12 protein-coding genes are annotated in these 21673 nt (G+C 72.6%); 2 read left to right on the forward strand and 10 right to left on the reverse strand.

Going from position 1 to position 21673, the window contains the following annotated elements; translation table 11 throughout:
- Positions 1-3 precede the first annotated feature (3 nt).
- The 3 genes from OHT61_RS08205 to OHT61_RS08215 form a co-directional block, all read right to left on the reverse strand.
- Positions 4-1677: a DEAD/DEAH box helicase gene (locus tag OHT61_RS08205; RefSeq protein ID WP_329036385.1), complete on the reverse strand. Its 1674-nt coding sequence runs from the start codon at positions 1675-1677 to the stop codon at positions 4-6.
- Positions 1678-1875: 198 nt separating this feature from the next.
- On the reverse strand, positions 1876-2079 hold the full coding sequence (locus OHT61_RS08210) for a cold-shock protein (RefSeq protein WP_003969786.1): 204 nt from the start codon (positions 2077-2079) through the stop codon (positions 1876-1878).
- 586 nt (positions 2080-2665) lie between these two features.
- Positions 2666-3184 (reverse strand): pyridoxamine 5'-phosphate oxidase family protein, encoded by a 519-nt coding sequence (locus OHT61_RS08215; RefSeq protein ID WP_329043150.1) that lies wholly within the window; start codon positions 3182-3184, stop codon positions 2666-2668.
- 420 nt (positions 3185-3604) lie between these two features.
- Between OHT61_RS08215 and OHT61_RS08220 the strand changes: the two genes are divergently transcribed.
- Entirely contained in the window at positions 3605-4519 is a 915-nt protein-coding gene (locus OHT61_RS08220) for a rhomboid family intramembrane serine protease (protein ID WP_329036386.1), read from the forward strand.
- Positions 4520-4554: 35 nt separating this feature from the next.
- Here the strand turns inward: OHT61_RS08220 and OHT61_RS08225 are convergent, their stop codons facing one another.
- Positions 4555-10395 carry a TIR domain-containing protein gene (locus tag OHT61_RS08225; protein WP_329036388.1) on the reverse strand — a complete coding sequence of 1947 codons (5841 nt, stop codon included), beginning with the start codon at positions 10393-10395 and terminating at the stop codon, positions 4555-4557.
- Positions 10396-10401: 6 nt separating this feature from the next.
- Between OHT61_RS08225 and OHT61_RS08230 the strand changes: the two genes are divergently transcribed.
- The gene (locus OHT61_RS08230; protein WP_329036390.1) at positions 10402-11652 is read left to right on the forward strand and encodes an SLC13 family permease; all 1251 of its coding nucleotides are present in this window, start codon (positions 10402-10404) and stop codon (positions 11650-11652) included.
- Here OHT61_RS08230 and OHT61_RS08235 read toward each other — a convergent pair.
- The 6 genes from OHT61_RS08235 to OHT61_RS08260 form a co-directional block, all read right to left on the reverse strand.
- On the reverse strand, positions 11645-12535 hold the full coding sequence (locus tag OHT61_RS08235) for an inositol monophosphatase family protein (RefSeq protein WP_329036392.1): 891 nt from the start codon (positions 12533-12535) through the stop codon (positions 11645-11647). The two genes, OHT61_RS08230 and OHT61_RS08235, sit on opposite strands and share 8 nt — an antisense overlap.
- The gene (locus tag OHT61_RS08240; protein WP_329036393.1) at positions 12516-13178 is read right to left on the reverse strand and encodes a hypothetical protein; all 663 of its coding nucleotides are present in this window, start codon (positions 13176-13178) and stop codon (positions 12516-12518) included. Before OHT61_RS08240 ends, OHT61_RS08235 begins: the two co-directional genes overlap by 20 nt.
- Before the next feature lie 21 nt (positions 13179-13199).
- The gene (locus OHT61_RS08245) at positions 13200-14150 is read right to left on the reverse strand and encodes a hypothetical protein (protein WP_329036396.1); all 951 of its coding nucleotides are present in this window, start codon (positions 14148-14150) and stop codon (positions 13200-13202) included.
- Between the two features lie 249 nt (positions 14151-14399).
- Entirely contained in the window at positions 14400-15860 is a 1461-nt protein-coding gene (locus OHT61_RS08250; protein WP_329036398.1) for a glutamate synthase subunit beta, read from the reverse strand.
- Positions 15853-20412, reverse strand: a complete 4560-nt coding sequence (gene gltB / locus OHT61_RS08255; RefSeq protein ID WP_329036400.1) for a glutamate synthase large subunit — start codon at positions 20410-20412, stop codon at positions 15853-15855. Before gltB ends, OHT61_RS08250 begins: the two co-directional genes overlap by 8 nt.
- 479 nt (positions 20413-20891) lie before the next feature.
- Complete coding sequence (locus tag OHT61_RS08260) at positions 20892-21623, reverse strand: VIT1/CCC1 transporter family protein (protein WP_329036402.1); 732 nt, start codon at positions 21621-21623, stop codon at positions 20892-20894.
- Positions 21624-21673 lie beyond the last annotated feature (50 nt).

Raw genomic sequence — 21673 nt, forward strand, 5'->3', positions numbered from 1 at the left:
GGATCAGGCGGCCCGGCGGCCGCGCCCGGGCGCGCTGCCACGCCCGGTTCCGGCCGACCGGCCTGCGCCGGCGCCCCGGGAGGAGCCGCCTGCGGACCCGGCTCCGCCACGGGCCGCACCCGCGCCGCCGCGGGCTCCGGCTCCGCCGCGGGCGGCGCCGCCGCCCTGCGCGGCCCCCGAGGCCGTGCCCGTGCCCGTGCCCGAGCCGCCGCGGCGGCCACGGCCCCGGCTGCCCGAGCGGAAGGACCCGCCGCCGGCGGCACCGGCGCCCTGGCCCCCGCGGGCGCGCGGCTTGGGCTGCGTCGGCTGCGGCACCTCGATGACGACGGCCACGCCGGAGGGCTCACGCGCGCCCGTGATGCGGCTGAGTTCCTCGTCGCTGGACTTGATCCGGGTGGTCCGGGGCGCGATGCCCGCGTCCGACATCAGCCGGGTCATGTCGCGCTTCTCCTCGGGCAGCACGAGCGTGACGACGCTGCCGGACTCCCCGGCGCGCGCCGTGCGCCCGCCGCGGTGGAGGTAGTCCTTGTGGTCGGTCGGCGGGTCCACGTTGACAACGAGGTCGAGGTCGTCGATGTGGATGCCGCGGGCCGCGACGTTCGTGGCGACGAGGGCGGTGACCTCGCCGGTCTTGAACTGGTCCAGGGTGCGGTTGCGCTGCGGCTGGGAGCGTCCGCCGTGCAGGGCGGCGGCACGGACACCGCTGGCGAGGAGCCGCTTGGCGAAGCGGTCGGCCCCGCGCTTGGTGTCGACGAACATGATCACCCGGCCCTCGCGGGCGGCAATCCGGGTGGCGACGGCCTTCTTGTCGGTCTCGTCCGCCACGTGCAGCACGTGGTGCTCCATGGTGGTGACGGCACCGGCGGACGGGTCGACGGAGTGCACGACCGGGTCGGTGAGGAACATCTTGACCAGCCGGTCGATGTTCTTGTCGAGGGTCGCGGAGAACAGCATCCGCTGGCCGTCCGGCTCGACCTGCTTGAGGAGCGCGACGACCTGGGGCATGAAGCCCATGTCGGCCATCTGGTCCGCCTCGTCGAGGACGGTGATGGAGACCGCGTCGAGCCGGCAGTCGCCGCGCTCGATGAGGTCCTTCAGCCGGCCGGGGGTGGCGACGAGCACCTCCGCGCCGCGGCGCAGCGCGCCGGACTGGCGGCTGATCGACATGCCGCCGACGACCGTCGCGACGCGCAGGTTCACGGCGGTGGCGTACGGGGTGAGCGCGTCGGTGACCTGCTGGGCGAGCTCACGGGTGGGGACGAGCACGAGCGCCAGCGGGGCGTGCGGCTCGGAGCGGCGTCCGGCGGTGCGGGCGAGCAGGGCCAGCCCGAAGGCCAGGGTCTTGCCGGAGCCGGTTCGGCCGCGGCCGAGGATGTCCCGGCCGGCGAGCGAGTTCGGCAGGGTGGCGCCCTGGATGGGGAAGGGGTCGGTCACGCCCTGCGCCGCGAGGGTCTTGAGCAGCGCGGCGGGCATGTCGAGGGCGTCGAACGACTCGACGCCGGGGAGCGCCGGGGTGAGGGTCTGCGGCAGGGCGAACTCGCCGCCCTGGGGCGGAGCGGGCCTGCGGCGCGCGGGAGCCCTGCCGGCGCCGCGGGTGTTCGCCTGCGGCCGGTCGGCGCCGCGTCCCTTTATCGGGCGGTTGCGGGCCGGTCGGTCCTGGCGTTCGGAGCGGGTCATACGGAATTGCCCTCCTGGGGGATTCCTGGGTTCACTGCCGACTCCTGCGAACTGCTCGGTCTGTGCGCCCCAGGATGCATGCACAGAGCAGGTGTCCCGTGGCGGAGCCGACGGGGACGGGGACGAGTCGGAAACAGCACAAACCGGGGCCCGCACCTCACGGTGCGGGCCCCGGCTGCGAGGTACGCGTCGCGGCAATTAGGCCGGGACGATGTTCTCCGCCTGCGGGCCCTTCTGGCCCTGCGTGACGTCGAAGGAGACCTTCTGGCCCTCCTGGAGCTCACGGAAGCCCGAGGTGGCGATGTTGGAGTAGTGGGCGAAGACGTCGGCGCCGCCGCCGTCCTGCTCGATGAAGCCGAAGCCCTTTTCCGAGTTGAACCACTTCACGGTTCCAGTAGCCATGTCATTCTCCTAAAAGAGGTGCAGTGCCGAGAATCCGCACTTTACGAATTCCAAGTCGCCGCATTGAGCCCCACCCGGAGAAAGCCGGAAAACAATAAAGCGCCTGAGGAGGGTTCCCGTCAGGCGCACATAAAGTTCATGGGTACCAAAACTGCAACTCGGCAACCGTAGCACGATCCGTCGGCGGACGGCAGGGCCCTCCGTACCGGCGTGGCGCGGGCCCCGCGGACCAGGGCCGTGGGGCGGTGCCGTGCGGGGAGGATTCCGGACGTGGGCGCGGGCGCTTGACCCTGCCGTCTCCCGGGTGTCCCTGTCCGTCGCGGTGCGTGCGGCCCGGATTCCGCCGGCGCGGCCCGGGCTTCGGAGCGGGGGCGGGGTCCACCCGAGGCGGCGCGGGGTTCACCTGAAAGCCGTACGGGTGGCGCGGCCGGGGCGCTCCGCGGAGGCGGCGCATTTCCGGGGGGTCTTGCTCCGTCCGGGTGAGCGGGGGGACTGTGCGAGGCGCCCCCCGGGGCGCGGCGCCGGATGCGGGGGCCTTTCGGCGGGCGCTCCCCGTCACCGCTCCCCCGTCGCCGGGGCGGGGTGCTCAGTCCTCGCGGACGGGGCTCGCGTCGGCGCCTCTTCGCAGGGTGCGCAGGGGGTGGCCTGGGCGCCAGACCTGGATGACGATGTCGTCGCCGTCGAGCCCGGTGCGCACCACCTCGGTGGGTTCGGCGCGGAAGAGGAGGAAGGGTTGTGGCGGTGTGACCTCCTCGACGAAGCGGGCCAGGACTGCGGGGTCGGTGACCTCCACGGCCGTTCCGGAGACGCGGACGTCCCCGTCGGCCATCTCGGCGTCGGGGCCCGGGTTCGCCTGGATGGCGAAGCGGGGGTCGCGGCGCAGGTCGAGTGCCTTGCGGGAGTTCGGCATCATGCCGAGCCACAGGGTGTCCATCCGGAACTCGACCTCGAGGCCGGTGACCCTGGGTGAGCCGTCCTTGCGCAGGGTGGACAGGACGTGGTGCTTGTACCGCTGGAACCGTTTCTGCACGGTGTCGGCGAAGGCGGGCTGCGCCGCGCGGAAGTCCTGCCAGGTGGTCGGGGTGCTCGGTGTCATGGGACCCATCGAACCCTGTGAACACGACATCCTCTGTCGGGTTTTTCCGCGCGTCACCGGATCGGCCGCCGCGTCCGCCCGCCGGGCGGGTCCGCCGCGCGACGCGGGCTGCCTGCCGGCGTGACGGGCCCGGCTACCGCCGCTCATCCCGTGCTTCTCCAGCGACGCACGGTCGTTCTCGTACGGCGCGGCGATCGCCGGTGCCCGCACCCGCACCGTGCGCAGACTGATGGCCGGGCCCGCGACGGGGCCTGTGCCGGGCATGGCGGTCTCCGATCCGGCTGGGGCAACAGCCCTTGTGGTCCTGGGGGTTACGGGCGTCTATGCCGCCCCGGCACCCGAGTGCGCCGCTGGTCACCGGGGTTCGCTATCTTGAGCGCCGCCGCCCCGGCGGCCCCTTCTGCCCGTACACCAGTGAAGGAGCCGGCCATGGAGGCCGCCGCCACCGCGTGTTACCGCCACCCGTCGTTCGAGACGTATGTGCGCTGCACGCGCTGCGACCGCTACATCTGCCCGGACTGCATGCGCGAGGCGGCCGTCGGCCACCACTGCGTGGAGTGCGTGAAGGAGGGGCAGCGCTCGGTCCGCCGGGCACGGTCGGTGTTCGGCGGCGAGGTCCCGGCGGCCGAGGCACCGGTCGTCACGTACGTCCTGATCGTGCTGAACGTCCTCGCGTACGTCGTCGAAGTGGTCCGGCCCGCGACGGTCGAGCGGTTCGGGATGCTCGGCGCGGTGCTGGTCGGTCCGGACGGCGGGCGTTACTACTACACGGGCGGGACCTCGCCGGGTCTGGAGCTGACGGGTGTGGCGGGCGGGGAGTGGTACCGGCTCCTGACGGGTGCGTTCCTGCACCTGCCACCGGACGCCTCGTTCGGGGTGATGCACCTCGTCTTCAACATGCTGGCCCTGTGGAACATCGGCAGGGTCGTGGAGGGGCAGCTCGGCCGCGTCCGGTACACGGCGCTGTACCTGCTGTCCGCGCTGGGCGGTTCGGTGCTGGTGTACCTGATCTCGCCGGACACCATGGCGGTCGGCGCCTCGGGGGCGGTCTTCGGACTCGCGGCGTCGTTCTACGTCATCAGCCGGCGCCTGGGCCGGGACATGCGTCCGGTCAACCAGTTCATGGCGGGCTTTTTGATCTGGATGGTGGTGTCGGCGCTGTTCACCTCGTGGGAGGGGCACCTCGGCGGGCTGCTGACCGGTGGTCTCGTGACGTACGGGCTCGCCTACGCGCCGGCGAGGCTGCGGACCTCCGGGGTGCAGCTGGCGGGCGGGGTGGCCCTGGTGGCGCTGCTCGCCGTGGTGGTGGCGGTGCGGACGGCCGCGCTGACGGGCGCGGCCTGACCGCCCGGGATCACTCCGGCCCGGGGCGGTGCCGGTCACAGCGGTTCGCCGACGGGCAGCCGCCTCACCTCCGGCAGGTGGGGGTCGAGCTCACCGGGTGTGAAGCGGGTCATGCCCACGACGTGCCAGAACTCCCCCGCGGCGTCCCCGTCGTACTTGTAGCCGCCGGACGGCGTGAGGGTGGCCCAGCCGCCCGGCAGCCCGATGAGGGTCGCCCTCGGGAGGGGCTCCGAGCCGTCGGCGGGGAGGGTCCACAGGCGTACGGTGCCGTCCTCGCCCGCGGCGGCGAGGGTGCCGCCGTCCGGGCTGAAGGCGAGGGCGAGGATCCGCCCGGCGTGGCCGGTGAGTCCGGCCAGGCGGGTCCCGGTCTCCGCGTGCCAGAGTCCGACGACGCGGTCGTCGCCCGCGGTGGCGACGAGTGGTGCGGTGGGGTGGGCGGCGGCGGTCCAGAGCTTGCCCCGGTGTCCGGTGAGCCGGTGTGCGGCGACGCCGTCGCGCCACAGGACCGCGACGCCGTCCCAGCCCGCGGTGACCAGCCAGGATCCGTCGTGGCCGAAGGCGGCTCCGTACACCCGGTCGGTGTGGGCCCGCAGGTCGGCGAGGAGGTCCCCCGACCAGGGGTCCCAGAGGCGGACGGCGCCGTCGTCGCAGCCGGTGGCGAGGAGGGGGTCCGGTCCGGCCGCGAAGGCGATGGACCTGACGCGGCCCCGATGTTCGGTCAGGGTGGCGACGGGGGCGCCGGTCGAGCGGTACCAGAGCCGGACGGTGTCGTCGTCGTTCGCCGTCGCGATCAGCCGGCCGTCGGCGCTGAACGCGCCGGCCCAGATGTGTTCGGTCTCGGCGTCGATGTCCCGCAGGTGGCCGCCGTCGGGGAGGGACCGCAGGTGGATGTCGCCGTCGTTGCCCGCGGCGGCCAGTACGTCCTCGGCCGGGCTGAAGAAGGCGGAGACGAGCCGGTTGCCCCGGCCGGTGATCTCCTCGGTGCGGCGTCCCGTCGCCGTCTCCCACAGGCGGACGATCCCGTCGTTGCCCGCCGCGGCGAGCAGGGTTCCGTCGGCGCTGAAGGAGAGTCCGGTGACCCGGCGTCCGTGGCCGCGCAGGATGCGCCGGCCCTGGCCGGTGTCGGCGTCCCAGATCTGGGCGCCTCCGTCGTTGCCGACGGTGAGGAGCTGGTGGTCGCTGGGGCGGAAGGCGCACGCCCAGGCGGAGCCCCGGTGGGCGGTGGGCTGACGGTCGTGGAGGGTGACGGTGCGGCCGCGGCGCGCGTCGCCGGTGATCCTCCACAGCCTGACCTTGCCGTCGCTGTCGCAGGAGGTGAGGAGTTGCCCGGTGGGGTGGAAGAGGACCTGGTAGACGGCGCCGGTGCCGCGTTCCAGGGCGCCTGCGGGTGTGCCGACGACGGGGTCCCAGAGGCGGACCTGCCCCTCGGTGCCGCCGGTGGCCAGGAGGTTGCCGTCGGGGTGGAAGTCGAGGGCGTAGACGCGTCCGCTGTGCCCGGTGAAGGTGTGCAGGAGTCCGAAGCCGGCGGTGTCCCATATGCGCACGGTGCCGCCGTCGGCGCCTCCCTGGTCGGCGGTGGCCAGGAGGGAGCCGTCGGGGCTGAACCGGGCGCGGTAGACGGAGCCGTGGTGCCCGGTGAGTTCGCCGGCGCAGGTGCCGTCGGAGAGGTCCCAGCGGCGGACCCTGCCGGACGCGTCGCCGGTGATCAGCGTGTGCCCGCCGGGGCCGAACACGGCGGTGTAGACGGGCGCGGTGTGGCCGGGGAGCCGGTGCAGCGCCTCGCCGGTGCCGACGGACCAGACGGTGACGAGTCCGTCCTTGTCGCCGGTGGCGAGGAGCGTGCCCGCGGTGTCGAGGACCAGGGGCCAGACGCCCTCCGGGTGGACGTCGAGACGGTGGCGGCAAGCCCCTGACACCGGGTCCCACAGGCGGACGGTGCCGTCCGAGCTGCCGGTCGCGATGGTGTCGGCGGCGATCTTCACGGCGTACACGCGTCCGGAGTGGCCCTGGAGGGTGCGCAGGGCCTGGCCGGTGCCGGCGCCGCAGATGAGGACGCCGCCGTCCTCGCTGCCGACGGCGAGGAGTTCGCCGTCGGGGCTGTAGGCGATGGGTTCGGGGAGGCGGCTGGTGCGCATGTCGAAGCCGTAGGGGACGCCCACGGAGGAGGGGCGGTGTCCGGCTTCGACGGCCATGCCCGGTGCCATGGCGGCGGCCGCGAGTTCGGGGGCGGTGCGTACGGCGTCGTCGAGGACGGGGGCGATGAGTGCGGCGCGGTGCCAGCGGCTGCCGGTGAGCTGTGCGCCCCGGAGGTCGGCGGCCGTGAGTCTGCCGCCGGTCAGGTCGGCCCCGGTCAGGTCGGCCCCGGTGAGGTCGGCGTGGTCGAGGCGCGCTCCGGCGAGGACGGCGTCCCGGAGGATCGCGCCGGTGAGGTCGGTCCCGGTGAGCTGGGCGTCGGTCAGGTCGGCGCCGGTGAGGTCGGCACCGGAGAAGTCGCGGTGGGAGAGGTTCTCGCCGGCGAGCCGGGCCCCGCGCAGGTCGACGCCGGCGGGGACGCGGAGCCGGTCGCCGATGCGCAGGGCGTTGGCCCGGGCGGTCTCGCCCGAGGGCGGCCCCTGGGGGTCGAGGGTGTCGTGCACCCAGCGGGCGCAGCGCTCGTGGTCGGCGAGGTCGCAGAAGAACTCGACGGCGAGCCGGCTGAGGGTGCGGGTGGTCAGGAGGCCGTCGTCGCCCCGGTCGAGGCGGTGGGCCGCTTCGCGGGCGACGAGCCATTCGAGTACGGAGCCGTGGATGAACTGGAAGACGCCGTCGTCGCTGCGCACGAGGAGGCTTCCGGCGCCGACGGCCTGGGCGCGTTCGGCGGTGGAGAGTTCGGGGGCGGTGAGGGAGGGGCCGGTGAGGCCGCTGAGTGTGCCGGCCACGGTCTCGGTGAGTTCGTCCAGGCGCAGCGCGGTGCGTCCCGATTCCCACAGGCGCAGGGCGAGGGCGGTGACGGAGGACCAGAGGGCGTCGGCGCCGAGTCCGGGTGCGGCGCCGGGTCCGCCCTGGCCGCGCTGTTCCTCGTGGCCGATCCAGGAGGTGAAGACATCCTCGTAGAGGCGGGCGGGGCTGAGGGCGCGGCCGGCTCCGGCGACGGCGTGCAGCCGGTCCTGGCCGAGTACGGCGGCGAAGGACAGGAGGCGGGGGTTGCGGCACAGGGTGAGCAGGTCGGGGATGTCTCGCAGGAGCTGGAAGCGTTGTCCGGCGAGGCGTTCGTCGCCGTAGAGACGTTCGAGGTAGGTGCGGATCTGGTCGGGGGTGAAGCCTTCGACGGAGAGGATCCGGCGTTGCGGGAGCAGGCCGACGCGTTCGCCGAGGGCGGTGAGGATCTGGTCGTGGGACTTGAAGTGCTGGGTGCGGCTGCTGACGACGATCTTGGCGCGGTCGACGGCGGCGTCGAGGAGGACCTGGAGGTGGTCGGCCGCGCGGTCGTAGCTGACGCGGTTGACGAGTTCGTCGAATCCGTCGAAGAGGAGGACGACCCGGCCCTCGGCGAGCATGTAGCGCAGGGCGCGCAGGTCGATGACGTCGACGTCGTGGGCGGCGAGGTGGGCGGCGACGAGTCCTTCGAGGGTGTGGGCCCGGTCGAGGGTGTTGAGGGGGATGAGCAGCGGGATGAGGTGGGGCAGCTGCTCGGGGATGCGCCGGGCGAGTTCGCGCAGGGCGAAGGTCTTGCCGTGGCCGAAGTCCCCGAGGAGCAGGAGGAAGCGTCCGTGGTCGCTGTCCAGGAGGTCGATGAGGTCCTCGACGAGGCCGGTGTGCTCGCCGCCGCCGGTGCGGTCGGCGTCGCGGTAGCGCTGGGTGAGGTAGCGGGCGGGCGGGTAGAGCTCGCTGCTCTCCAGGCGCGCGGTCTGGGCGGTGACGTAACCGCGCAGGTCGAGCAGGCCCTGGAACTCGATGAAGCTGCGGAGCCTGATCCGGATGCCGCCGGATGCCGCGTGGGCGCGCAGGGCGGGGCCGGGTGCTTGTCCGGCGTATACGACGACGGCGTCGGCTCCGGTGCCCATGGCGTGGGCCTGGGCGGCGAACCGGTCGAGTTCGGCCTCGGTGGGCAGGTCGGGGTGGATGGCGATGCGCTGCTGGCGCACCACTCCGTCCTCCTGCCAGGTGGCCATGATCTGGGCCATGTCGCCGGAGCCGTGGCGGGGGATGTCGCGGAGGCCGACGCCTTCGCGGCGGGCCCGGCAGATCTCCTTGACGCGGGCGGTGAGGGAGTCGTCGGGTGTGTCGGCTGGGAGTGGCCGGTCGAAGTCGGGTGCGGTGGGGGCTGCGGTCCGGGCGGGGAAGGCGCGGCCGGTGCGGCGCCAGGGTCCGGTGGTGATCGGTGAGGGTGTGGCTCCTGGGGTGCGGTCGTCCCAGCGGGTGACTCCGTCGGCGGCGATCCGCAGCAGTTGGAAGCGTGCGGGTGCGGCGGAGCCGAACACGGGCAGCCGGCTCGCTCCGGCGTCCGCTTCGGTGTGGGTGGGTTCGCCGCCGGTGGTGCGGGGGCCGCCGGTGGGGCCGTGGAGCAGGAGGTTGAGCCGGGGGCCGGTGAGCCGGGTGAGGACGTCGGCGTCGCGCAGGGGGCCGGGGCCTCCGGCGGTGTCGGCCCGGTGGCGGGCGTCGGTGAGCGGGTGGCGCAGGGCGCCGATCCGCAGCCAGCCCTCGTCCTCGTAGGCGCGCAGGGCCTCGGCGAACCAGGCGACCTGGTCGCGGCCGACGGAGCCGTACTGGTCGTCGGGGCGGTGGCTGAAGGCCATGGTCGAGTTGAAGCCGGCGATGACGGTGCTGAGTTCGGGGACGGGGAACAGGGTCCAGGGCTGATCGCTGTCGAAGACGGTGTCGAGGCCCTGGTAGAGGCTGCGGAAGAGGCGGGTGTAGTGGCGCCATTTCGGCCAGTAGGGGGCCTGGGGGGCGACCTCGTCGGCTTCGCAGGTGTGGAAGTAGCCGCGGCAGGCGGCCTGGTTGACGTCCTGTGCGCCGGGTACGACGACGACGCGCTGCGGGGGGAGTTCCAGCTGGGAGCGCAGTGCGGTGAGGAAGCCCAGTGCCTGGTCGCATTCGCGGGGGCTGCCGGAGGAGGTGAGGTCGCCGGTGACGACGAGCAGGTCGGGGGCGGGTGCTCCGGCGTCCCGGAGTTCGACGATGTCGCCGCGGAGCTGGCGTGCGAGGGTCTCGGGTTCGCGGCCGCGTCCGAAGTCGGGGCCGGCGAGGTGGAGCACGGTGACGGTGTCGCGGCCGGGTGCGGCGGTGGCGACGGGCGGGTATCCGGGGGCGCGGACGGGCCTGCGCCGTCCGGTCCAGCCGGGTCCGCGGCCGGGGTCGCGGTCCGGGCCCGGCGGGTAGGCGTCGGGGCGTACGGGCCGGCCGGGGGCGGGCGGGGTGCCGGGGTAGCCGGGGCGCCGTGAGGGTCTGGCGTGTCCGTCCAGGGCCTGTTCGACGCGGGTCAGGAGCAGGGAGCGCGCGGTGTCGGCGGTGTCGACGCCGACGAGGTCCACGTAGGTGAGGGTGGCGAGGAGGCCCTCGATGGGCATGTCGTCGACGCGTACGGTGAGCAGCCGCCGCTCCGGTGCCTCGGGGGCGGCGCGCAGGGCGGCCTGCCATTCCATGCGGCCGTAGATGGAGCGTTCGTAGTGCCGGGAGAGGACGGCGATGACGGCGGCGGACTCGCTGACCCCGCGGTCCATGTAGTCGATGAAGTTGGTGCCGGGGACGAAGTCCCACGCCTGGACGACGGTGCGGTAGCCGGCTTCCTCGAGGGTCCACGCCATCCAGGCCGCCCAGGGTTCGTCGGCGGGCGAATAGCTGATGAAGAAATCGAACTCGCTTGCTCCTGCGTTGAGTTCACCGTCTGACACCATCGTCCCATGGTAAGAGATTTCTCATGGGGGCGACTGTGGTCCGGCCGGTCCGGGCACGGTGGGCCGAAAGGCGTCGTACGGCGGCTGCATCCGCTCGACTGGCTCGCGGGCGGTCTGCTGGCGCTGGGGCTGCTCGCGGTGGTGACCGGGCTGCTGCCCACCGGTCCTGCGGAGGACCAGCTGCGGCGGGTCGGTCCGCTGGTGGTGTTCCTCGGCACCGTGATCGTGATGGCCGAACTGACGGGCCGGGCGCAGGTCTTCGACGTGGTGGCCTCCTGGGTGGCGCGGACGGGGCGTGGCCGCTACGCGCTGCTCTTCGGGCTGTGCGTGCTGTTCGCCTCGCTCACCACGATCACGCTGAACCTGGACACGACGGCGGTGCTGCTCACCCCGGTCATGCTGGCGATGGCGACCCGGGTGGGGATCGCGGCGGTCCCGCTGGCGATGACGACGGTGTGGCTCGCGAACACGGCGAGTCTGCTGCTGCCGGTGTCGAACCTGACGAATCTCCTGGCGGCGGACCGGGTGGCGCTGTCGCCGTCCGGTCTGGCCGCGGTGATGTGGCTGCCGCAGCTCGCGGCGATCGGTGTGACGGCGGCCTGCCTGTGGGCGTTCTACTGGCGGCGCGGGCGGCGGGGGCAGGACCGCTACACCCCGCCGGAGCCGCCGGTGGCCGAGGACCCCGTGCTGCTGAGGATCTGCGCGGTGGCCTGCGCGGGGTTCCTGCTGGCGATCCTGGTCGCCGACGTGCCGCTGTGGTCGGCGTCGCTGACCGCGATGCTGGTCGTGGTGGTGGCGTTCGCCGTGCGCCGCAGGGCGGAACTGAGCCTGTCGCTGGTGCCGTGGCGGCTGCTGGTCCTGGTGCCGGGGATGTTCCTGGTCGTGGAGACGGTCAACGCGCACGGTCTGCACGAACTGCTGGAGTGGGTCCTCGGCACGGACAACGGTTTCGCGGGGATGCTGCGTTCGGCCGCCGTCGGGGCGGGGATGTCCAACGTCCTGAACAACCTGCCGGCCTATGTGGCGGGCGAGGCCGTCGTCCCCGCGGGGAACCACGAGCAGCTGCTGGCCCTGCTCATCGGTGTCAACGTGGGCCCGGTCATCACGCCGTGGGCCTCCCTGGCGACGCTGCTCTGGTTCGAGCGGTGCCGCTTCCACGGCACGCGGATCGGCATGGGCCGCTTCCTGTGGACGGGTCTGGTCCTGTCGGTGACGGGGACGTCCGCCGCGGTCTGCGCGCTGGCGCTGGTCAGCTGACCCGGGGGCGGCCGGGGTCGCGGACGCCCACCGCGGCCACCTGGGCGAGCAGGTAGTCCAGGGTGTCGGCGCGGGCGGCGACGAAGCTGCGGTCCTCACCCGGGCCTTCGAATCCGGGCCTGAACACCCCGCCGCCCAGGGTCCGCAGGAGGACCCCGGACTCGGCCGCGAGGAGCGCCCCGGCGGGCAGGTCGAGTCCTTCGGCCCGGTAACCCACGAAGCCGTCGATGGTGCCCCTGGCCAGCATGCTCCAGCCGAGCAGCGGCGCCCACAGCTGCAGCACGCGGCGGCAGCCGAGTTCGAGGTGCTGGCGCAGGGCGGCGGCCCGGGTGTTCCGGCGGCCCACGGCGTGTCCCTGGGTCCACGCGATGACCGGTCCGGGGGCGGGGAGTCTGCCGTCGGGCCCGGTCAGCGGGCCGGTGTCGGTGTGCGCCCCGTGGCCGGACACGGCGTGCCAGGTACGGCCGGTGAGCGGTTCGTGGACGACTCCGAGCACGGGTGCGCCGGCCACGCACAGGGCGATGCCGACGACGCAGGCGGGCAGCCCGACCGCCACGTTGTTCGTGCCGTCGAGCGGGTCGACGAGCCAGGTGCGGTGGCCGGGCCCGTCCAGCATCCCGGCCTCCTCGGACAGGATGCTGTCGTACGGGAAGTGGCGCCGCAGGCGGGCGAGGACGATCTCCTCGGCGGCCAGGTCGAGCGCGGTGACCACGTCGCCCGAGGCGTCCTTGGTGCGCACCGCGAGGGGGGCGCCGAAGCGTTCCCGGAGCATGTGTCCGGCGGCCTCGGCCGCGGCGACGGCGACGGCGCGCTCCTCGGCGTACGGACCGGCGCCGCCGGGCAGTGCGGTGGCGGAAGCGGGGTCAGGCGCTGATGTGCTCATCGATCCTCCTGAGGGCGGTGCGGGCCGCCGCCACCGTGTGTTCCTCGTCGTACAGTCCGCGTGTCATGGTGCGCGGTGGCCCGTCCAGGGGCCCGAGCGAGAGGTCGGTCCCGCCGGGCACGGTCCGCCCGAGCACGAGGGTGGCGGCGGGGGTGCGGCCGTCGGTGCAGGTGGCGTGGAACTCGCCCGCGGGCAGGGTGTACGTCTCGCCGGGGCCGTTGACGCGCTCGCGGCCCGGCTCGCCGCGGACGAGAGTGGCGGTGGGGACTATCTCGTCCACTCCCCCGGGCCCGCTGCGCACTTCGAACACGCGGTGCGTGGGGTCGCCGGCGGACGGGGTGACCAGGACCGGGACGTTGGTGACGCTTCCGTACAGGACGTGGCTGCGCAGTTCCCAGCTGTGCGCGTGCCAGGGTTCGGCGTCGTGGGCGGTGGCGTGGTCCGGGTCGAAGAGGTGGACGCACACGCCGCGCGGCCCCTCGCGCAGCAGGGGCAGGCAGAGGAAGCCCAGGGGGTGGCGCACGGCACGCAGGGCCCGGGCCCCGGTGGCGACCTCGGTGAGGGCGCCGACCGCGGGCCGGCGGGGGTCGGGGTGTCCGGGTCCGCCTCCGGTCAGGGCCAGTTCGAGCTCGTCGTAGTCCATGGGATCGCGCCCTCCGGCGCCTCACCTCCGGTAGGGGTCCTCCGCGTGCAGGGCCTTGACGATGATCTCCCCGATGTCGCTGTCGGTGAACGTCCGGGGCAGGGCGAGGTCCAGGGCCTCGAACAGCGCCCTGGTCTCGTCGACGGTGGGTTCCTCGCCCAGGGGCACGCCCACGCGGACGGGGACCGGGACCGCCTGTGCGCGGCTCTGGTGGAGTTCGGTGACGTAGTAGTCGTAGAGGGGCTGTTCGCGCTCGACCAGGAGGTTGACCCGTGAGGTGTCGTCCTGGGTGATGATCAGGCAGGACTCGGACAGGTCGAAGCGCAGGGTCGGGACGGTGGAGGAGAGGTGCACCGTGATGTCCATCGTGGTGAGCCTGTCCTGGTACCAGCAGGCGGCGAGGACCGTCGCGTAGGACTCCTTGCGCACCCGGTCGGTCGTCCAGTGGCCGGCGTGCCCGGTGCTGGTGCGGGTGGCGAACATCTGGCGGAAGCGGGCGTAGGCCTGGCAGGCGCGCTCGTCGGCCGGGTTGATGATGTCGATCTTCATGGTGAGCTGGGAGCGCTGCTCCCGCGCCGCGGCGACGCACTGGGGCAGGGTGACGGCCCGCAGGTAGGTGCCTGTGCCGCCCTTGAAGTACCAGAGGTGGGTGCGGCGGCGGGCGACGCGCAGGGCTTCGGCGACCTCGTTGCCGGCGAGGGAGCGGACCATGGTGAGGTCTTCGAGGGCGCGGCGTGTGCCGGCCATGGCCTCCTCGATCGTGGCGGGCTGGCGCACGCGTTCCACGATCGAGCCGAGCGCCAGGGCGCCGAGGACCACGAGCGTGGCGCCCGACGCGACGTCGCTGCTGATGACGTCGCCGAAGATGTCGAGGAATCCGATGGTGAGCGCCACACCGGCGGCGATCACCACGTCGATGTTCTTGAGGATCCAGGCGACGGACCGCTCCAGGCGCCGTCCGCGCACCGCCATGTGACTCCGCCTCCCCCGTGGACTCCTCCGATCGTAGGAGAACGGGGCGGCCCGCCGCCAGGGGGTACGGAGGGGCTCACGGGGGCGGCCGGGGCGCCCGCGCCGTGCGGGGACGGCCGTGCGGGGTCGGGGCGGCGGGGCGCCGGGTGCCCCCGGACGCGCCACGGCGCCCACCGGTCCGGTCGGGGACTGGGCGGGCGCCGCGTTCAGTTCCGTACGCCGTTGTACGGGACGTCTGGTGTGCCGTGGTCAGACCGTCAGGGAACGGTCCGTCGGGCGGATCGGGGCGTGCAGCGCGCTCGTCCCGGTCAGGAAGCGGTCCACTCCGCGTGCCGCGGAGCGGCCCTCCGCGATGGCCCACACGATGAGGGACTGGCCGCGGCCGGCGTCACCGGCGACGTAGACGCCGCCGACGTTGGTCGCGTAGTCGTCGTCGCGGGCGACGTTGCCGCGCTCGTCGAGTTCGAGGCCGAACTGCTGCACGAGGCCGTTGGCCTGGTCCGTGCCGGTGAAGCCCATGGCCAGGGTGACGAGCTGGGCCGGGATGACGCGCTCGGTGCCGGCCTTCTGCTCCAGCTTGCCGTCCTTGAACTCAACCTCGATCAGGTGGAGGGCCTGGACGTTGCCGTCCTCGTCGCCCTCGAAGTGGGTGGTGGAGACGGAGTAGACCCGCTCACCGCCCTCCTCGTGCGCGGAGGTGACCTTGTAGAGCATCGGGAAGGTCGGCCAGGGCTGGTTGGCGTTCCGCTCCTCGCCGGGCCGGGGCATGATCTCCAGCTGGGTGACGGAGGCCGCGCCCTGCCGGTGGGCGGTGCCGACGCAGTCGGCGCCGGTGTCGCCACCGCCGATGACGACGACGTGCTTGCCCTCGGCGGTGATCGGGGAGACCGTCAGGTCACCCTCCTGCACCTTGTTGGCCAGCGGGAGGTACTCCATCGCGAAGTGCACGCCGTTCAGCTCACGGCCCGGGACGGGCAGGTCGCGGGAGACGGTGGCACCGGCGGCGATGACGACCGCGTCGTAGCGGCGGCGGAGCTTGGCGGCGTCGATGTCCTTGCCGATCTCCACCTCCGTGCGGAACTTGGTGCCCTCCGCGCGCATCTGCTCGATGCGGCGGTTGATGTGCGACTTCTCCATCTTGAACTCGGGGATGCCGTAGCGGAGGAGTCCCCCGATGCGGTCCGCGCGCTCGAAGACGGCGACCGTGTGACCGGCCCGGGTCAGCTGCTGGGCGGCGGCGAGACCCGCCGGTCCGGAGCCGATGACGGCGACGGTCTTGCCGGAGAGGCGCTCGGGCGGCTGCGGGGTGACGTCGCCGCTGTCCCACGCCTTGTCGATGATGGAGACCTCGACGTTCTTGATGGTGACGGCCGGCTGGTTGATGCCGAGGACGCACGCCGACTCGCACGGGGCGGGGCACAGGCGCCCCGTGAACTCCGGGAAGTTGTTCGTGGCGTGCAGGCGCTCGGACGCCGCCGACCAGTCCTCGCGGTAGGCGTAGTCGTTCCACTCGGGGATGAGGTTTCCGAGGGGACAGCCGTTGTGGCAGAACGGGATGCCGCAGTCCATGCAGCGGCCGGCCTGCTTGCTGATGATCGGGAGCAGCGAGCCCGGAACGTAGACCTCGTTCCAGTCCTTGACGCGCTCGCCGACGGGGCGGGTCTGGGCGACCTCGCGTCCGGTGGTCAGGAAGCCCTTGGGGTCAGCCATTGGTCGCCGCCTCCATCATCTTCTCGGTGGTCTCCTGCTCGGAGAGACCGGCGAGCTCAGCGGCGTCCTTGGCGGCGAGCACTGCCTTGTAGGTGGACGGGATGATCTTGCTGAAGCGGGTGACCGCGGTGTCCCAGTCGGCCAGCAGCTTCTCGGCGACCGTGGACCCGGTCTCCTCCTGGTGGCGGCGCACGACGTCGTGCAGCCACTGCCTGTCGGTGTCGTCCAGCGTCTCGACGGCGCCGACGTTGCCGGTGTTGACGTTGTCGAGGTCGAGGTCGATGACGTACGCGATGCCGCCGGACATGCCGGCCGCGAAGTTGCGTCCGGTCTCGCCGAGGACGACGGCGTGTCCGCCGGTCATGTACTCGCAGCCGTGGTCGCCCACGCCCTCCGAGACGACCGTGGCACCGGAGTTGCGGACGCAGAAGCGCTCGCCGGTCCGGCCGCGGAGGAAGAGTTCGCCGCCGGTCGCGCCGTAGCCGATGGTGTTGCCGGCGATGGTGGAGTACTCGGCGAGGTGGTCGGCGCCGCGGTCCGGGCGGACGATGACGCGGCCGCCGGAGAGGCCCTTGCCGACGTAGTCGTTGGCGTCGCCCTCCAGCCGCAGCGTCACACCGCGCGGCACGAACGCGCCGAAGGACTGCCCCGCGGACCCGGTGAAGGTGATGTCGATGGTGTCCTCGGGCAGGCCCGCACCGCCGAACTTCCGGGTCACCTCGTGGCCGAGCATGGTGCCGACGGTCCGGTTGATGTTGCGGATCGCGATCTGCGCGCGGACGGGCTGGGCCGCCTCGGCGCTGTCGGCACCGAGGGCGTCGGCGGCGAGCTTGATGAGCTCGTTGTCGAGCGCCTTGGCCAGGCCGTGGTCCTGCTCGGCGATCTGGTGGCGCACCGCGCCCTCGGGGAGCTCGGGCACGTGGAAGAGGGGCGCGAGGTCGAGGCCCTGGGCCTTCCAGTGCGTGACGGCCCGCTCGGTGTCGAGGAGTTCGGCGTGGCCGACGGCCTCCTCGATCGTGCGGAAGCCGAGCTCGGCGAGGATCTCGCGGACCTCTTCGGCGATGAACTCGAAGAAGTTGACGATGTACTCGGCCTTGCCGGAGAACCGCTCGCGCAGGACGGGGTTCTGGGTGGCGATGCCGACCGGGCACGTGTCGAGGTGGCAGACGCGCATCATGACGCAGCCGGAGACGACGAGCGGCGCGGTCGCGAAACCGAACTCCTCGGCGCCCAGCAGCGCGGCGATGACGACGTCGCGGCCGGTCTTGAGCTGGCCGTCGGTCTGCACGACGATGCGGTCGCGCAGGCCGTTGAGCAGCAGGGTCTGCTGGGTCTCGGCGAGGCCGAGCTCCCAGGGGCCGCCCGCGTGCTTGAGGGAGGTGAGGGGCGAGGCGCCCGTACCGCCGTCGTGGCCGGAGATGAGGACGACGTCCGCGTGGGCCTTGGAGACACCGGCCGCGACCGTGCCGACACCGACCTCGGAGACCAGCTTCACGTGGATGCGGGCCGCCGGGTTGGCGTTCTTCAGGTCGTGGATCAGCTGGGCCAGATCCTCGATGGAGTAGATGTCGTGGTGCGGCGGGGGCGAGATCAGGCCGACACCCGGGGTGGAGTGCCGGGTCTTGGCGACCCACGGGTAGACCTTGTGGCCGGGCAGCTGGCCGCCCTCGCCGGGCTTGGCGCCCTGCGCCATCTTGATCTGGATGTCGTCCGCGTTGACCAGGTACTCGCTGGTCACACCGAAGCGGCCGGAGGCGACCTGCTTGATGGACGAGCGGCGGGCCGGGTCGTACAGGCGCTCGGCGTCCTCGCCGCCCTCGCCGGTGTTGGACTTGCCGCCCAGCTGGTTCATGGCGATCGCGAGGGTCTCGTGCGCCTCCTGCGAGATGGAGCCGTACGACATGGCGCCGGTGGAGAAGCGCTTGACGATCTCGGAGGCGGACTCGACCTGGTCGATGGAGATCGGCTCGCGGCCGCTCTTGAACCCGAACAGGCCGCGCAGCGTCATGAGGCGCTCGGACTGCTCGTTGACCCGGCCGGTGTACTTCTTGAAGATGTCGTACCGGCGGTTGCGGGTGGCGTGCTGGAGGCGGAAGACCGTGTCCGGGTCGAAGAGGTGCGGCTCGCCCTCACGGCGCCACTGGTACTCGCCGCCGATCTCCAGCGCGCGGTGCGAGGCGGAGATGCCGGAGGCGGGGTACGCCTTGGCGTGCCGGGCGGCGACCTCCTTGGCGACGACGTCGAGTCCGGCGCCGCCGATCTTGGTGGCGGTGCCGTTGAAGTACTGGGCGACGAACGCCTCGTCCAGGCCGACGGCCTCGAAGACCTGCGCGCCGCGGTAGGAGGCGACGGTCGAGATGCCCATCTTGGACATGACCTTCAGGACGCCCTTGCCGAGCGCGTAGATCAGGTTGCGGATGGCCAGCTCGGGCTCGATGCCCTCGATGAACGTGCCGGCGCGGACGAGGTCCTCGACGGACTCCATCGCGAGGTACGGGTTGACGGCCGCGGCGCCGTAGCCGATGAGCAGCGCGACGTGGTGGACCTCGCGGACGTCACCGGCCTCGACCAGCAGCCCGACCTGGGTGCGCTGCTTGGTGCGGATGAGGTGGTGGTGGACGGCGGAGGTGAGGAGCAGCGACGGGATCGGCGCGTGCTCGGCGTCGGAGTGCCGGTCGGACAGGACGATGATGCGGGCACCGTCCTCCATGGCGGCGTCGACCTCGGCGCAGATCTGCTCGATCCGGGCGGCCAGGGCCTCGCCGCCGCCGCTGACGCGGTAGAGGCCGGCCAGGGTGGCCGCCTTCATTCCCGGCATGTCGCCGTCGGCGTTGATGTGTATCAGCTTGGCGAGCTCGTCGTTGTCGATCACCGGGAACGGCAGCGTGACGCTGCGGCACGTGGCGGCGGTCGGCTCCAGGATGTTGCCCTGGGGGCCCAACGAGGAGCGCAGTGAGGTCACGAGCTCCTCGCGGATGGCGTCCAGCGGGGGGTTGGTGACCTGGGCGAAGAGCTGGGTGAAGTAGTCGAAGAGCAGCCGGGGGCGCTCGGACAGCGCGGCGATCGGCGAGTCGGTGCCCATGGAGCCGAGGGGTTCGCCGGCGGTGCGGGCCATCGGGGCGAGGAGGACGCGAAGCTCTTCCTCGGTGTAGCCGAAGGTCTGCTGGCGGCGGGTGACCGAGGCGTGGGTGTGGACGATGTGTTCGCGCTCGGGGAGGTCCTCGAGCTCGATCTCGCCGGTTTCCAGCCACTCCTCGTACGGGTGCTCGGCGGCCAGGGACGCCTTGATCTCGTCGTCCTCGATGATGCGGTGCTCGGCGGTGTCGACGAGGAACATCCGGCCGGGCTGGAGGCGGCCCTTGCGGACGACCTTGGCCGGGTCGATGTCCAGGACGCCGACCTCGGAGGACAGGACGACGAGCCCGTCGTCGGTGACCCAGTAGCGGCCGGGGCGCAGACCGTTGCGGTCGAGGACCGCGCCGACCTGGGTGCCGTCGGTGAAGGTGACGCAGGCGGGTCCGTCCCAGGGCTCCATCATCGTGGAGTGGTACTGGTAGAACGCGCGGCGGGCCGGGGTCATGGAGGCGTGGTTCTCCCACGCCTCGGGGACCATCATCAGCACCGAGTGGGGCAGCGAGCGGCCGCCGAGGTGGAGCAGCTCCAGGACCTCGTCGAAGGAGGCCGAGTCGGAGGCGTCGGGGGTGCAGACGGGGAAGATCCGGTCGAGCTGTGCCTCGCCGAAGAGGCCGGAGGCCAGCTGGGACTCGCGGGCCTTCATCCAGTTGCGGTTGCCCTTGACCGTGTTGATCTCGCCGTTGTGCGCGACGAAGCGGTAGGGGTGGGCGAGCGGCCAGCTCGGGAAGGTGTTGGTGGAGAAGCGGGAGTGGACCAGCGCGACCGCGGTGGCGAAGCGGCGGTCGGAGAGGTCCGGGAAGAACGGCTCCAGCTGACCGGTGGTGAGCATGCCCTTGTAGACGATCGTGCGTGCGGAGAGCGAGGGGAAGTACACCCCGGCCTCACGCTCGGCGCGCTTGCGCAGCACGAAGGCCTTGCGGTCCAGGGCGATGCCGGTGCTCGTGCGGTCGGCGACGAACAGCTGGCGGAATTCCGGCATGACGGCGCGGGCGCCGTTGCCGAGGATGTCCGGCGTGACCGGGACCTGGCGCCAGCCGAGGACGTCGAGGCCCTCTTCGGCCGCGATCTTCTCGATCTGCTGGACGGCGTCGGTGGAGTCGTCGGCCGGCAGGAAGGCGATGCCGACGGCGTACGAGCCGGCCTCGGGGAGGTCGAAACCGGCCTCTTCGCGGAGGAAGGCGTCCGGGACCTGGAGGAGGATGCCGGCGCCGTCGCCCGAGTCGGGCTCGGATCCTGTGGCGCCGCGGTGTTCGAGGTTGCGCAGTACGGTCAGCGCCTGCTCGACCAGCTCATGGCTGGCCACACCGGTCAGAGTGGCCACGAACCCGACGCCGCAGGCGTCGTGCTCGTTACGGGGGTCGTACATCCCCTGCTGGGCGGGGCGACCGTCCATGGGCGACCAGGCGTGGATGCGCATCGGCACTCCCGTCGTCGTCGTGGCATGTGCTGTGCCGAGGGACGACGTTGGCCCTCTGCGAAATTTCGTGCAGGTTACATGATGGAACGCTTCTCAAAAAGCGGATAGGACGTTCCAGCATGCGGACACCGCGAAGGTGCGGTGCCGGTGGGTCACGAGGGGACGGATCATGGTGGATCACTGTCCTGGGAGACCGCAGAGAGCGAGCGTCGTTGCCCGCGATGTCTACGGCTCTTGCCCGCCGGTCATGGAATCGAAACCGCCGGGTAACGGCTACTTATGTGTAGCACTGCATAGCGTCTCACCTTACGGGCCGCTCACCCGTAGGCCCAGTGACGTGCGCCAAGACGTACGTCACACCTGTGCAACGCCGCAGGACGCGCGCAAAGTCCCGCACCTCGGGGCGGGAACGCCCGCGGGCGGCGGCGGGACCGGGGCGCGTCCGCCCGCCGGAGCGTCCCGGTCCGGCGGGAGCGGCGTCAGCCCGCGGCTACGCCGAACAGGGTGCCCAGCCCGTACGTGAGCGCGGCGGCCGCCCCGCCGAGCAGGAGCTGGCGCAGGCCGCTGAACCACCAGCTGCGGGCGGTCACCCTGGCCACCACCGCCCCGCAGCCGAACAGGCCGACGAGGGCGAGCAGCACGGCGGGCCACAGCTGCGTGGCGCCGAGGAGGAAGGGCAGCACCGGGAGCAGCGCGCCCAGGGCGAAGGCGCCGAAGGACGACACGGCGGCGACCAGCGGGGAGGGCAGGTCCCCCGGGTCGATGCCCAGCTCCTCGCGGGCGTGGATCTCCAGGGCCTGCTCGGGGTCCCTGGACAGCTGCCGGGCGACCTCGCGGGCGAGCAGGGGCTCGACGCCCCGGGACTCGTACAGGGAGGCGAGCTCCTCCATCTCGTCGGCGGGGTGCCTGCGCAGCTCCCGGCGCTCGACGGCGAGCTCCGCCTCGACGAGTTCGCGCTGCGAGGCGACGGAGGTGTACTCCCCCGCGGCCATCGAGAAGGCACCGGCGGCCAGTCCCGCGAGGCCCGTGATCACGATGGTCTGGTGGGAGACCGCACCGCCGGCGACACCCGTCATCAGCGCGAGGTTGGAGACCAGGCCGTCCATGGCCCCGAAGACCGCGGGACGCAGCCAGCCGCCGTTGACGTCACGGTGGGTGTGGTTGTCCCGGTGTGCCTCGTGCAGTACGGCGTCGGTCTCGATGATGGACACAGCTCTCCCCTTTTCCGGGAGCGGGCCCCGAACGTCTCACTCCGCTCCGC

Origin of the sequence: Streptomyces sp. NBC_00178 (assembly GCF_036206005.1) — a bacterium.
Classification (GTDB): domain Bacteria; phylum Actinomycetota; class Actinomycetes; order Streptomycetales; family Streptomycetaceae; genus Streptomyces.

Bases quoted from the DNA above. Each gene is read 5' to 3' on its own strand.
- OHT61_RS08245 (WP_329036396.1), bottom strand. From the start codon at position 14,150: ATGGCGGTGCGCGGACGGCGCCTGGAGCGGTCCGTCGCCTGGATCCTC.
- OHT61_RS08250 (WP_329036398.1), bottom strand. From the start codon at position 15,860: ATGGCTGACCCCAAGGGCTTCCTGACCACCGGACGCGAGGTCGCCCAG.
- OHT61_RS08205 (WP_329036385.1), bottom strand. From the start codon at position 1,677: ATGACCCGCTCCGAACGCCAGGACCGACCGGCCCGCAACCGCCCGATA.
- OHT61_RS08240 (WP_329036393.1), bottom strand. From the start codon at position 13,178: ATGGACTACGACGAGCTCGAACTGGCCCTGACCGGAGGCGGACCCGGA.
- OHT61_RS08235 (WP_329036392.1), bottom strand. From the start codon at position 12,535: ATGAGCACATCAGCGCCTGACCCCGCTTCCGCCACCGCACTGCCCGGC.
- OHT61_RS08210 (WP_003969786.1), bottom strand. From the start codon at position 2,079: ATGGCTACTGGAACCGTGAAGTGGTTCAACTCGGAAAAGGGCTTCGGC.
- OHT61_RS08220 (WP_329036386.1), top strand. From the start codon at position 3,605: ATGGAGGCCGCCGCCACCGCGTGTTACCGCCACCCGTCGTTCGAGACG.
- OHT61_RS08230 (WP_329036390.1), top strand. From the start codon at position 10,402: ATGGTAAGAGATTTCTCATGGGGGCGACTGTGGTCCGGCCGGTCCGGG.
- OHT61_RS08225 (WP_329036388.1), bottom strand. From the start codon at position 10,395: ATGGTGTCAGACGGTGAACTCAACGCAGGAGCAAGCGAGTTCGATTTC.
- OHT61_RS08215 (WP_329043150.1), bottom strand. From the start codon at position 3,184: ATGGGTCCCATGACACCGAGCACCCCGACCACCTGGCAGGACTTCCGC.
- gltB (WP_329036400.1), bottom strand. From the start codon at position 20,412: ATGCGCATCCACGCCTGGTCGCCCATGGACGGTCGCCCCGCCCAGCAG.